This is a genomic window from Enterococcus sp. 7E2_DIV0204 (assembly GCF_002140855.1).
GTDB classification, from domain to species: domain Bacteria; phylum Bacillota; class Bacilli; order Lactobacillales; family Enterococcaceae; genus Enterococcus_L; species Enterococcus_L lemimoniae.
The window spans coordinates 50,647-63,616 of record NZ_NGKY01000001.1 but is presented as its reverse complement, the minus strand read 5'-3'; the positions used below and the strand labels follow the sequence as shown (position 1 = coordinate 63,616).

Genomic DNA, 12,970 nt, shown 5'->3' with positions numbered 1-12,970 from the left:
GAAGATATGATAATGTTTTGGAATTATATTCCAATAGTTGTTTCGTATAAATATAATTTAAGTGAACTGATAGATGATGTTTTAGAAATGCTATTTCAGCTTCGAACGAAAGAAGAAGGAACTCTGACTATTGAATGGCCTTCAAGTTCATTTCATGGTGTTTGGAATATGTCTTGGCAGAGTAATGATTGCTTAACAATTGATTCAGAGTGGACATCAGTTGTGGGAGGAACGAAAAAACTGTTAAATGATGATTCTAGAATAGAATTATCAAAAAAGGGTTTTGTCGCAGAATGGAAAAAAGTGTTGGAAAATATTATTAATGGTTTACGGGAGATAAATAAAAATAATCTTTTGAATTCTGCTATTCAAAAGATTGAAATAGAATATAAAAAAATTGAAAAGTATGGTGAATTATACCAAACTTAATCTAGTAATAAGTGCTATTTCTTATTGATTGTGAATTGAAAATAGAATTTAAAAATCCAGAGTAGCTTTATATTTTAGTTGCTCTGGATATATACATAGAGGTAGCCCCCCTGTAACAACGATACCTAAACCAGATCTAGATACTGGAAACTTCTCATTCCCATCATTACCAAAAGTTCTAAGTGCACAAGACCTTGCGAATGGGATAGTAGGCTGGTTTATTGGGGATTATATTCAGAAAGTGCAAGAAAAAAATATTGATGATATTTCTAGAGCGAATGATTGAGGAAATTCTAGGACTTTAGAAAATCATTACGATCGACATGGAGCAGAAACAAATTCAAAAAGTATGGATGATTATGCGAAGAAAGCACGTGATTTATATAATAGAAGAGGTAGTATCAATAGTAAAACGGACGATAAGGGAGTAACAAGGGTTTATGATGAAACGACAGGTCTTTTTGGCTCGTATAATAGAGATGGTAGTAGTAGAACTATATTTAAACCTGGAAAAGGAAAAGCCTATTGGGATAAGCAACCAGGAAAATAAATTGAAATAGGAGGATGATAAGTAATGTATAAATGTGCTATTTGTGGTTATAAGGGTTTGGAAATGGAATCATATGGAAAAGACTATCCATCAGGAGAAGTTTGCTCTTGTTGCGGCTTTCAATTTGGTGAAGATGATGATAAAGGAATTTCCCATGATGGGTGGAGAGAATCTTGGATAAAAAAAGATTGTCCTTTTTGGTATAGGCCTGATTGTCCAGAAAATTGGGATGTAGAAAAACAATTAAAAGAGATTGGGGTCGTTTATAAAAAGAGTGATGTGATAAAAAATAGTTGTCCAGTCTGTGAGTTTGATGGATTATTTGAACCAGCTTATGATGAAGAATATGGATACCCTTCAGATGATATTTGTCCATGTTGTGGTTTTCAATTTGGCCTGCATGATTATCCAGAAAAAATTAAAGGTATAAAAAAATGGCGTGATAATTGGATATTAGGAGGTTGTCAATGGCACTTTAAACCAGACAAACCAGCAGAGTGGTCACCTCGACCACAGTTGACGAATTTGGTGAATCAGCAATACGAGAATCATCAGTAGAAAAGGTAATCAAAGTTGGAGTAAGCTAAGTATTTTTATAGCTTACTCCGACTATATACATAATTTATTCAGAATATTCTTAAATAGAGAATTAGGAACTGAATTAATGTTTGGAAGGGCATTATGCTATCTTCACCTCGTTCTTCAATTTCTTGAAGAGGTATACCATCAGGCGTTCGTTACGTGGGAAATTATGGTGGAAGAATGTATTACCCACAACGGAAGAAATGGACAGCCTGTAGGTTATCAGACCTATAGTCAGATCGCTACCAAGTACAGGTTCAACGTGCGCAAGCCACTCGTATGATGGCAACTGTTCGAATCAAGAAAATCTGTGATACGGCAGATAAAAAATGGATGGGTTCGAAAAATTCTACCAAGAGTTCTGGAACATGGGAATGGGCTGGACTCCCTACTTTAGCAGATGGTGGGAGTGCGCTGACAGGAAAAGCTACTATTGCTCTAGGAACAGGAGCATTAGGTGGTTTATTTGTAGGGTTAGTGGGAATAGGACTTAACACACGAGCGAAGGATTTACGAACAGATGATGGAATAGATGCTAGAAATTATGGGGTAAATAGATTACTTAAAGGCTGGTCATCGAACGACTATAATGTAAGTGGTCAACGAGGATCATTGGTTGTTGATAATTTAGGTCGTAGAAGGATTAGCGTTGATCGGACCAACGGAAAAACGACCTATTATAGCGCAACAGGAGAAACTTTAGGTGAGAAAGAATTGCCTAAGCAAGTTGGATTAGGACAGTCAAAAGGTGGACGACATGAACCGCTTGATTTGGCTGAAGAATTGGCAATGGAAGAAACGTTGAATAACCCTTCTAGTGGTAAAGAGTTACAAGGGAAAAATACAGATCCAAGATGGCCATCAGCAGATGGTTGGGAAAAATGGGCTAAAAATGTCAATGGTACAGAGGTACATTATCAGTATAATCCAAAGACTGGTCAGATTGATGATGTGAAAATAAAATCCAAGAAAGGAAATTAATTGTGAGAGTAAAATGTATAGCAATAAATGGACAGGGCCTTAATAAATTTACATTAAATAATTTGGGAGATACTGTAAAATCAGAATATCCGTTGAAAAAAGATGAAGTTTATACTATATATGGGCAGCATATTTATAAGAATGTATTAAGTTATTTAATCATTGGAACTTATGAAAATTTACCTTCTTGGTATCCAGCAGAATTATTTGAAGTAGTAGATCAGCAAGTTTATCTAGAGTGGTATTATTCTTATGAGTCAAACTCAGTTATCAGTGCATTATGGGGATATAAAGAATTGATATTAACAGAAAATCATCATGATGAACTAATTGAACGAACAGATGAAGCAATAGAAATATTTTTAAAAAGGAAAAATGAAATTGATGAATTCATTGAATATACGTAAATGAAGTTGATTACTAGTCTGTTATGAAAAAACAAAAAGTCAGAGTAACTGAACAATTATAGTTTACTCTTTGTCTGAGATTAAAAGTACGAAAGGCATCGTGATTTCGATCATGATGCCTTGAGTCAGAATCGCTATATTTACGTAGAAAACAACCCGCAGAAATACCGCGACCGTAGTGGAAATGCCGGTTGGTGGGCCAAAGCATGGAATAATGTGAAGAAGACTGTGAAAAATGTCAGGAATGGCGTAAAGAAAGTGGTTAATACTGTCTGGAATGCGATTGTCCCTCCTGCGTATCGTTCACCAAGTTCATGGAGCGGGGTTGCCTCAGGGATTAACTATATAGGGAATTATGTAGCAAGATCATATTTGGCACAGCGTAGTTATGTTGGATCCAACTACATGGGAGGAAGAAATGGGCAACCTGTAGGGTATCAGACGTACAGTCAGGCGTTATATTATCAAAGTGCAGCCTACCGCTATCAAGTACAGGTTCAACGAGCACAAGCAACGCGTACTAGGGTAATTGTTCAGACCAAGAAAGTTGTGATACGGCAGATAAGAGATGGACGGGTCAGAATAAAGGTCTGGTAGTAGGTATGGCATTTGTGATTCCAATACCAAGAGTACGTCCAGTCCCCCCTATAACGATGATCCCTAAACCAGGCCTAGATACTGGAAACTTCTCATTTCCATCATTACCAAAAATCCCAAGTGCAAGAGACATTGCGAATGGGATAGTTGGCTGGTTTATTGGGGATTATATTCAGAAAATAGAAAAAGAGGTACCTGGACTTCCGAAACAAGGCGCAGTTGATGGTGATATTAAAAATGCTCCTTCTGTTGATGCTGGAAAACAGGGCAAGCATGTTCCAGGACATAACAATAGTATAGATACAAAAACTCAGTGGAAAGAAGGACAAACGGGAGTAAATGAAACACAAGAAGGTTGGATAAAAGGAAAGTTATTAAATGACGGCACTAAGGTACGGGATGCTGGAAAAGTGATAGGTCCTAATGGAGAAACTTGAGTTAGAGTGCATATTGATGGTGCTGGACGAATACATGGGTATCCAGTTGATCCCAAACAGTATTTAAAATAGTAGGAGGATAGTTTTTATGTTGAAAACCCCATTAGGAAATATTCGATTATTTGAAAATAATATAGAAAAGAAATACAGCTATAAATCACTAAAAGTTAATAGTAAAAATTATTTAGTTGATAAACGAATTAGTATTACATTGAAAATTACTCAGAATCTTGAAAATGTAAAGTTCATCCTAGATATTGATGAAAATGAAGTGATAAAAAGTGAAATTGAATCAGGAGAAGATTTATCATTAATAAGTTTTTTTAAAGGTAATTTAAAATTGAGTATAGGAACGGTAGGAGATATTCCTGGTGTTAATTATTTTTATTTGGATAATGGAATAAGCTTAACCCTCAATAAGAAGGCTAATATTAAGGAACTAATATTTTATATAGCTTGGCTTAACATGGAAAATCCAGAAGAGGAATCTATTTTTACTTGGTTTGCTGCTGATCCAACATTAGATTAGTAGCAAGTTAAAATGAGCTAAAATAAGAACAATAGAAACATATTTAAGATTAGAGGGTAAGCTCATCCATCGATGAGCTTACCCTCTATTTTTCTATTTTACACTTACATTGGCATGCACTCATTGTTTGAGTAGGCCTCATGATAAAAATTATGGTGCTTTCTCATTAGGTAAAAAAAGTTCAATAGGGTATAGTCAATTGATCATTTTTTGAACGCGGGTGTTACCAGATTCTAGAGTGCTCAATAGAGTTGCTCAAAAATAAATTAAGGATAAAGGATTTTTCTATCCTTTTTATTTTAATTAAGTACCTATACCAAAAACATGTGTTTTAGGTGAAGAAAAAAATGAGGATAAAAATAACGAAAAGTATATGTTCTTTTTTTTTCAAATTTCTTAGAGATAACATGAGGGACATCATTTGATGTTTAGGTAGACTATTTTTAATTCACAAAGAGAACCCTGGCATCGTTAAAAAAAACTGGGCTACTTGTGATAGTCGAGATTATTTCACCTAATCAATTAAATAACTAATCCCTATTTATATAGTGTTGAATTTCTTTATTATTAGATTTAATTACTTTATTAAGAATTACTGGTTTCAAATTATTTATATCTTCTATTTTTTCCCAACGAGCATTTAACTTTTCTTTACACTTTAATTCTTGTTCTTTTAAATCTATCAAAGATAAGCCATAAACAAAAACTATTTGTTGATAAGAGTGCGAGTTTAACGTAAAAAAATTTTCAATAACTGCAACAAGACTATCAACTTGAACATAAAGATTGGTTTCTTCAAAAAACTCTCTAACTACTGCTTGTTCTGTACTTTCACCAATACTAACTGCTCCTCCATTTAGAGTTATTGAACCATCAGGTTCATAGGAAACTAAGACTTTATCGTTATGTCTTAATATTCCACAAGCTCTAACATCAAACTTAGTATTGTCAAAAAATGTTCTTATATCAGTAATTTTAATCACTCTTTTCTATAAATTTAATAGTCTTTAATTATGGTAAAATATAATCATACCATAATTAAAGTATAAAAAAGGAGCAATAGTATGAATTTAGAAGAATTGGGCTTATGACTTTTCCTAGAGCAAGTGAACGGTGGAACAAAGAACGCTCATATGTTTATCAGCAATACAAAAAACATCCTGAAAAATTTTTGCCTGGATCTACGACATTCTTAAGTGGTGGTGCAGATAAAGGAACTTGGGTTATTACCTGAAAAGGGATGGAACATTTAACAGGAAAAACCGAAGTACAAGTAGCTGGCGAACTTTGGAAGGTGGTCGTACTTAATGGAACTAATATAATAGAAGAAAAATCAGTTTTTACATAGCTTGAAGCCTTAGAAACTATGTTTCAAATAGTAGAACGAAAAGGTTCCACTAAACATGATTACGGATTTTTAGGTCCACAAAGAAACAATTATGGAACTAAGCTTTCTGATAATACTACTGTTTACTTCAAAAATATTAGAAGAGGTGTAATGCCGGACGAAATGAACGCCAAAGACTTCAAAGCAATCAGAAAAGGGCAAAAATTTCTCGTGGTTGATGCTATGAAAAATAGAATTGCAAATATTTCTTTATTGGGAGGAATTGAGTATTTTTATCCGGATATTCCACAAGAAGTAAAATCAGTTATAGAATCTTTTTCCGAAAGAATTACAAAATACGACAAAAAATGATAATGAGTAAAATTTTACTCATTTTTTCTTCTATGCGTACTATCAAAACTTAAAAGTATCGATCGAAGAAAATTGAGTAATTAGAATCAGAATGCTAGACTATCAAAAGTTACGCTCATAAATACATACTACTCAGCAAAGAACGGACACAAAGAATCGTGTCCGTTTCTTTCTAATTATGCGATTCCCCAAAACATTCGTTTTAGGTGAAGAAAAAAATCAGGATAAAAATAATGAAAAGTAAATGTTCTTTTTTTCAAATTTCACAAAATTTCTTAGAGATAACGTGAGGGATATCATTAGATGTTTAGGTAGACCAGGTTTAATTCACAAAGAGAACCCTGGCATCGTTTGATACCAGAGCCACTAGTGATAGTCAAGATTATGTCTACCTAACAGTTAAATAACGTCTACAGAACTAGTTGGATTACTGGGTTACTTCTGTAGCATCCTCTAATGCGTTGATATCATCTTGTGTGATTATAATATTTCCAATTTCTGTTCCATCTGGATTTAAATAAATAGCTTGGATTTTTACATCTGAGAACATTCCTTTTGCACTATTTATAACTGGCTTCATCCCTTTTACAAGAGTTGGTTTCAGTGCTTCTGTATCAATAGGCACAATAGGTTTTTGAGAAAACGTGTATGTGTAAACAATGGTATGGTCTTTCCCTTCAGTAATAGTCATATCTTTGTACATATCCCCAAATTGTTCTTTAGCTGCTGGTATTTGTGATCGAGCTGCTTCAATCATCAATCCGAACATGTCTTCTTCTGTTGAATTGCTAGTTTCTTGTGTACTATTTTCTATTAAAGAACTTTCAGAAGAACTTTCTTTGCTTATTTTTGTTGCAGTATCTTCTTTCCCACAACCAACTAAAGTAAACATACCCACTATTAAACAAAAAATTCTTAATTTCATATTACTCCTCTTTTCATAGATAATATAATTACTATTCAAGTTTATCAGATTGTTCTTTTATTTGATATACAATATTTTAATTTGGTAATTGACACTTCATATAATGCGATTTATGTAAATATACTTCTTTATATTTTACAACAAATAAGACAGGATTAAAAATAGAAAAAATACCTGAAATTTATAGACGTTTTATTTGTACCAAAAACATTCGTTTGGGATAAAATTTTAGACTAATAATAGCTTTGAATAAGTAATGTGTCCTTGTATAATTAATAATATGTAATTTATAAGAGGAGGGAATTGAATGAAAACACAGACAATAGTTAGTTACTGGAGTGCGAACAATTTTGATATGCGACTTAATGATTTTTTTGAGTATTTAGAAGCTAATCATTTTGAAGTTGTTGAAGTTGAATATAGGCATAATTGGGCAATGTATTGTGCAAGTGTATTATATAAATAATCTAATCATGGAAGGGTAAATTTTATTTACTCTTTTTTGCTAGACTAAACGCTATCAAAACGTAAAAGTAATAAGTAATAAGCAATAGTGCAAAAGTATTTAAATATGTTATAAATGGAAAAGAACGTCTGTATGTAAACGGTCTTTCGATATGAAAAATACTCTCGTAAAAGTATCTAACTTATTGACTCTGGTCTAAGAAAAGTGAGACATAATCAGGTACTTTTTGATATACTTATCTCATGAAAAATATTGAGTGCAAAAACTGTGGGTCAACAGAATTCAAGACAGATTCAAACGGTATTATCTGCTTGTATTGTGGAACGCCATACATCGAAGAGGAAAAAGAACAAATAGAGACTGTAGTTGTCAGAACGAAACTCTCAAACAAAGCAATTCTATGGACGATTTTTGGGATAGTTTGTATGTTTTTTATTGGAGTATCTGTATTTAGCAGTATGAAAAGTCAATATATTATCGAGGTTCAAAAAGCTTCGCCAGATAGTACACTTAGCCAGGAAGAATATGGCTATAAATACATCAAAGATGCTGGTGGATGGAATAAGCATGTATATGATGATATCAAAATAGCAAAACGGCAGTTAAATGAAGATGGAAAATGGAAAGAGTATTCTGATGGATTGCTCTATACCGACCTCATTCAACAAGTTGGAGTACCTAGTTCATTGCATGAAGACGAAGATGAAAATAAAGTCACAGCGATTTGGACTCAAAACCCAACAAGTCATCATATCCTTTGGATTCATATTAAATATGACAAACAAACAGGTATGATTGTCAAAAAAAATATAGAGGGATGGGCTGCTAATCCTTAATTTTAAAAAAATATAATGAAAGAATTTTAGAAAATATGGAAAATAGAAAATACATTGAGATCATTTGTAAAAATTGTGGGGGACACGATTTAAAAGAAACTGGCGACAATTTCATTTGTCAAAACTGCCATTCCATGTACAAAAAGACTGTTTTCAAAAAAAGGTTGATTTATCGTCAGTCAAAACTATTTTGGATTTCTGTTACTGTAATAGTATTAATTACTTTTTTAGTAATTAGCTTTTTTATAGCACCTCAAAGTACTATTACGAAAAAAAAGATTGAACATCCAGAGTCATGGTACAACGATGTAGGATCAGAAAAGGCTTATAAAAACGAAAAGGAAAAGGAAAAATCAGATCGTATATTTTCGGAGATTAAAGATCAAGCTAAGTGGGGACTAGAACATTTAGACTTGACAGAATCTTGGACGACAGAATATTTTAATTCTATCATGGTTGCTCAAATACATTTTAAAGATGGATCGATCACTCCAACTTATAGTGACGGTACGCTATATTCTGATTTGATAAAAAAAGTTGGAACGCCTGATAAAATAAAGACCTATGGTCAGGGGCGCAAGGAAGCTATTTTTCACTACCATGGAGAGAGTAATTCGATAAGTAATTGGAGTATTTCTGTGTTTATTACGTACGATACAAAAACGGGAATGATAACTGATAAGAGAGTAATGGGTTAATAATTACAAAATGATAGTATAGACGGACTCTGTGAACTCGCTGGAGTGAGTCGTAGTGGTTATTATAAATGGAAAAGTAGAAATAAATCCAATTATGAAATAGAAACGAAATAATTAGCACAACAAATTCGCCGGCTATTTGATGAGTCTGATAAAACGTTCGGAGTCATTCGTATTCAATATGCGGCTCCTATACTAGAAATACGGACAAGTTGTTCGCTATAATCTATTAAAGGAGTTTTTATTATGCAGACAAAAACATCAGCTACAAGATATTCAAAAAAATTTAGAGAATCGATGGTGTCACTAAGTCAGACCGGTCGGTCTGCTAATTCATTATCAAAAGAATACAACGTAAGTGTCTCTACACTTAGTAAGTGGATTCGTCAAGCAGATCCAAATGACCGGAATATTCTCTCACTAAATGAACGTGCACTACTAAAAGAAAATAAACGATTAAAAGAAGAAATCGACATTTTAAAGCGAGCGGCGGTGCTTTTGGCAAAGAATTAATCAATAAGGGACGTGCTACTGTACTACGAGTGGTTCGTGTTAACTTAGAAGCAAAGCACCGCATTACTCGTATTTTAAGCGTTCTTAAGATTCCTAGAACGACGTATTATGATTATTTAAATTGGCACCCCAGTAAGCGAATGATTAGACGACAACAGATAAAAGAGAAAGTATTAGCGTCCTGGTTATCGTATCCAATGTATGGGTATCTGAGGATGACCAAGTATTTTAATGAAAATCTCAACTACCCAGTTAGTCGCTACCTTATCTATCGCCTTATGCGTGAGCTAGGGATTCATTCACGGATGATTAAAAAAATGAAGAAACCTAGCACCTATACAGACGTTGCCAAGTTACCAAACCTAATAAGAAAAATGAATGACTGGTCTAAAGTACTTTTAACAGATATCACGTATATCCGAGTGAAAGGGAAGTGGGTTTATTTAGCTAGTCTATACAATCCAGAAACCCGAAGGGTTATCGCTCATAAGGTCGGAGCCCATATGACAAAAGAGCTGGCAACGAGTGTGCTAGAGAAAGTAGATTTGTGCAGACTTGGAGTAAAGATTGTACACAGCGACATGGGAAGCCAATACACAAGCGATTTATTTAATCAGACGCTACAAAATAGACAAATAAAGCACTCCTACTCTCGAAAGGGTTGCCCAGGAGATAATGCAAGAATAGAAAGTTTTCACTCGATTTTAAAACGAGAATATGTCAATTTTCAGTCCTTTCAAACACTTGATGAAGCGATTGTTGGCATTGATAGCTATATTCGTTGGTACAATAGTGATCGAATTTCTCTCGTTGCCTAGCGAAAAAATGTGCTACTTTCAAAAAAAACGAATGTTGAAAGTGTTATTTAAGTGCGCCTTTTGGTGTTCCGTTTAAAAATATGAAGGATGATTTAGATTGAATAGTGCATCATTTACTTTGCCTAACTGTTTTTATTGCTCTCACAACAATTCTTTCGCATTTTTTTGTTCGGATTCTTGACATAGGTGCCATTTCTTTGAATAAAGAAAGTAGTGCAGAATTAGTTAATTTTTTAAATAAGCATATTCTAAAAAAAGATTAATAAAAGGAAGTGAACTTTCAATGAATATAGATCTAGTTAGTGTTTGTGTTGGGGTGGTAAGTAGTGCAGTGATTCCCTTTGTGACTTGGACGTTTAGAAAATACAACAATCATAGTAAATACAAATCATTTAAAAACTTACTGCTTCAAGAATATGTTAATCAATACACTAACATGAAACACTCAGATAATGACAACCAGCATATAATAATGAAAGAAATTGAAAATAGTATAAAAGATCTAAGCATTCTAAATAAATCTATTATGAACTCAAATATAGAATGTAAATTTCAGATGTTGAGAGCAATAGACTACACTGTTGAGCTTTTATACACTTTAAATAAAGAACAACATGTATTAGCAAAGGAAGTATATCCTGCTTTATACCATGGTGATTCGACTAAGATGGAAGAAGAGCTAAATAAATACGATAAAAAATTTAATGACTATGGAAAAAGATATATCGATAGTATTGATGATTTTGTGGAAATGAAAATAAATACTTTTTAAGAAAATCTTGAAGGAAATGAGTGAACTAAGATTCCCAAAAAGGATAAGAAAGGAAGCTATAATGAGTGAAAATGAGAGACAGCAAAATGAAAAAGAAGAATTGGCATTAGAAAAAGTAAAAAGTATAATTGACTATCATTTAGAAAATGATGCTAATGCTAGAAATTGTAACTTAGTGAATGAGATTAGAAAAATATTGGATCGTCTCAAACCTAATCCTCAATCAAACGATTTCCCTGATTTTGTCATGAGTAATGGATATTTAGAACACTTTGCAGTTACGTCGTCTAAAGAAAATAGAAAAGGTGCAGAACATATTGCAAAGAAAAAGAAATTTGATGAAGCCAGCACGAAGATACAAAGAGAGCTTAGTTCAGATCGTCCGTTTGTTAAACATTCTTTCCGTTATCCGCAGCATTCTCATGAGTATCTATTTTCTTCAATAAGAAAAAATGTAGGAAGTCATTTAGATAGACTAAAGGACTTTGATGGTAGTAAAGAACTAGGAATATTTTTAATTGAATATACAGAAGATCAAGCGTTATCAATGGGAGAACATATAACTAATAAGAAGGATAAAAGATTTGGGAATCCAAATATTTTATCCAGCTATATTTTAGGAAAAGACAAAAAAGTTCTTGAATGGTTTTACCAATACAAAGAGCAACTAAAATTTCTAATTATTTTAAAATCTAGAGGAATTGAAATAATTCCTACTGCAGAAATACCTAAAATCTTAAAAAAACTTCCTTATGAATATATGATAGCTCCAAATATTGGTTCAGTGGAGACAGAAATTTATAGTCACATACAATTTTAGATCTGTTTCCAAAAAGGATCGTTCGTAAAATTAAAGAAAATTCTCCGGCAGTTGCTGCGGATCTTCCAGGATAATTTTTCTAAAGGCGAACGGTAAAAATTCCTGAAGCTGAAAATAGTTCGGCTTCTCAAAAGGATTAGAAAGAAGGACAATAAAATGGATGTAACAAAACAAACAGTTGCAAGTCCTATAACTAATTATTCTTATATCAATAATGTGAAAGCTATATTCCAAAACGAAGATTTTGAACATGGTGAATTTTTCGTTGAAGTTGTGATTGAACAATTAGAGAAGGATAATGTATTTTCCTTTTCTTGGGTTGATTTCAAAAATTTTGATGAGATAGCTCAAAAATTAAATGAACTACTTCCAGGCATTGATCAAAATTTAATATCTAATTTTAACAAGGAAATGAATAAAACATTTCCTGAAGGATTTTTGATTAAAGTAGAAATCTAGTAAGTAGCATGCATGAGAAGCTGTTTCAAAAAGGATCGGTAAGAGTATGCATGAGATCCAAAAACAATTGATAGGAGAATGATATGGAAGATATTTTAATTTTTTCTATACCGCCAGCATTACTCTGGATAATTATTTTAATAATTTATATGAGTAAAAAGAAACTTGAAAAAAACGCCACTGAAATGACAATAGGAACTGTTGTAAAAAATAGTATTGGAAAGAGAGTAAGTAATGAGTCAACTCACTATTATAGGAAATTATTGATTGAATATCAGATAGATGGAAAAATTTACAAGACAGAAATTCAGGTAAATCAATTAATATACTTTCGAAAAATTCCAATAGGACAAAAAACAGGTTTACCAGTTGGAACTAGAGTTGAGTTACTCTACAATCCTAAAAACATATCTCAAATTTATTCGAAGATAGATGATCAGTTCAATAAAAAA

General features: G+C 32.9%; 20 protein-coding genes. 18 read left to right on the top strand and 2 right to left on the bottom strand.

The window, feature by feature from the left end; translation table 11 throughout:
• The 8 genes from A5819_RS00390 to A5819_RS00350 all read left to right on the top strand — a co-directional run.
• Positions 1–429: hypothetical protein (locus tag A5819_RS00390; protein ID WP_217809023.1), on the top strand; the 429-nt coding region annotated here is incomplete at its 5' end.
• Between the two features lie 349 nt (positions 430–778).
• A complete protein-coding gene (locus tag A5819_RS00385) occupies positions 779–979 on the top strand; it encodes a hypothetical protein (protein WP_086281254.1) in 201 nt (66 codons plus the stop codon).
• Positions 980–1,003: 24 nt separating this feature from the next.
• A complete protein-coding gene (locus A5819_RS00380; RefSeq protein WP_086281257.1) occupies positions 1,004–1,537 on the top strand; it encodes a hypothetical protein in 534 nt (177 codons plus the stop codon).
• 303 nt (positions 1,538–1,840) lie between these two features.
• Positions 1,841–2,542: a hypothetical protein gene (locus tag A5819_RS00370; protein ID WP_086281263.1), complete on the top strand. Its 702-nt coding sequence runs from the start codon at positions 1,841–1,843 to the stop codon at positions 2,540–2,542.
• Between the two features lie 2 nt (positions 2,543–2,544).
• Positions 2,545–2,949, top strand: coding sequence for a phosphoribosylaminoimidazole synthetase (locus A5819_RS00365; RefSeq protein ID WP_086281273.1), 405 nt, complete (start codon positions 2,545–2,547; stop codon positions 2,947–2,949).
• A gap of 228 nt (positions 2,950–3,177) precedes the next feature.
• Positions 3,178–3,546, top strand: coding sequence for a hypothetical protein (locus A5819_RS00360; RefSeq protein WP_139843323.1), 369 nt, complete (start codon positions 3,178–3,180; stop codon positions 3,544–3,546).
• A 5-nt stretch (positions 3,547–3,551) separates the two neighbouring features.
• On the top strand, positions 3,552–3,983 hold the full coding sequence (locus A5819_RS00355) for a hypothetical protein (RefSeq protein ID WP_086281276.1): 432 nt from the start codon (positions 3,552–3,554) through the stop codon (positions 3,981–3,983).
• A gap of 88 nt (positions 3,984–4,071) precedes the next feature.
• Positions 4,072–4,512, top strand: a complete 441-nt coding sequence (locus A5819_RS00350) for a hypothetical protein (RefSeq protein ID WP_086281278.1) — start codon at positions 4,072–4,074, stop codon at positions 4,510–4,512.
• Positions 4,513–5,042: 530 nt separating this feature from the next.
• On the opposite strand, the gene A5819_RS00345 is transcribed toward A5819_RS00350, so the two are convergent.
• On the bottom strand, positions 5,043–5,495 hold the full coding sequence (locus A5819_RS00345) for an NUDIX hydrolase (RefSeq protein WP_086281280.1): 453 nt from the start codon (positions 5,493–5,495) through the stop codon (positions 5,043–5,045).
• A gap of 104 nt (positions 5,496–5,599) precedes the next feature.
• Here A5819_RS00345 and A5819_RS19100 point away from each other — a divergent pair, with 104 nt between their 5' ends.
• Together A5819_RS19100 and A5819_RS00340 are read left to right on the top strand one after the other, a co-directional pair.
• On the top strand, positions 5,600–5,746 hold the full coding sequence (locus tag A5819_RS19100) for a hypothetical protein (protein WP_176271326.1): 147 nt from the start codon (positions 5,600–5,602) through the stop codon (positions 5,744–5,746).
• A gap of 132 nt (positions 5,747–5,878) precedes the next feature.
• Complete coding sequence (locus A5819_RS00340) at positions 5,879–6,211, top strand: hypothetical protein (protein WP_086281281.1); 333 nt, start codon at positions 5,879–5,881, stop codon at positions 6,209–6,211.
• Between the two features lie 427 nt (positions 6,212–6,638).
• Here A5819_RS00340 and A5819_RS00335 read toward each other — a convergent pair whose 3' ends face one another.
• Entirely contained in the window at positions 6,639–7,136 is a 498-nt protein-coding gene (locus A5819_RS00335; RefSeq protein ID WP_086281283.1) for a hypothetical protein, read from the bottom strand.
• A 307-nt stretch (positions 7,137–7,443) separates the two neighbouring features.
• On the opposite strand from A5819_RS00335, the gene A5819_RS19095 reads away from it, so the two are divergent.
• From A5819_RS19095 to A5819_RS19090, 8 genes are all read left to right on the top strand, one after another.
• Positions 7,444–7,602: a hypothetical protein gene (locus A5819_RS19095; RefSeq protein ID WP_176271325.1), complete on the top strand. Its 159-nt coding sequence runs from the start codon at positions 7,444–7,446 to the stop codon at positions 7,600–7,602.
• Positions 7,603–7,844: 242 nt separating this feature from the next.
• Entirely contained in the window at positions 7,845–8,438 is a 594-nt protein-coding gene (locus tag A5819_RS00330; RefSeq protein WP_086281285.1) for a hypothetical protein, read from the top strand.
• Positions 8,439–8,473: 35 nt separating this feature from the next.
• Complete coding sequence (locus A5819_RS00325; RefSeq protein WP_086281287.1) at positions 8,474–9,136, top strand: hypothetical protein; 663 nt, start codon at positions 8,474–8,476, stop codon at positions 9,134–9,136.
• Positions 9,137–9,382: 246 nt separating this feature from the next.
• A protein-coding gene (locus A5819_RS00315) for an IS3 family transposase (protein WP_139843539.1) occupies positions 9,383–10,467 on the top strand; the annotation gives its coding sequence in 2 pieces (ribosomal slippage) (positions 9,383–9,620 and positions 9,620–10,467; 1,086 coding nt in all).
• Between the two features lie 283 nt (positions 10,468–10,750).
• Positions 10,751–11,239 (top strand): hypothetical protein, encoded by a 489-nt coding sequence (locus A5819_RS00310; RefSeq protein WP_086281293.1) that lies wholly within the window; start codon positions 10,751–10,753, stop codon positions 11,237–11,239.
• A gap of 61 nt (positions 11,240–11,300) precedes the next feature.
• A complete protein-coding gene (locus A5819_RS00305; RefSeq protein WP_086353008.1) occupies positions 11,301–12,059 on the top strand; it encodes a hypothetical protein in 759 nt (252 codons plus the stop codon).
• A gap of 156 nt (positions 12,060–12,215) precedes the next feature.
• Entirely contained in the window at positions 12,216–12,518 is a 303-nt protein-coding gene (locus tag A5819_RS00300; protein WP_086353007.1) for a hypothetical protein, read from the top strand.
• An 83-nt stretch (positions 12,519–12,601) separates the two neighbouring features.
• The coding region (locus A5819_RS19090; protein ID WP_176271324.1) for a DUF3592 domain-containing protein at positions 12,602–12,970 on the top strand (369 nt) is incomplete at its 3' end.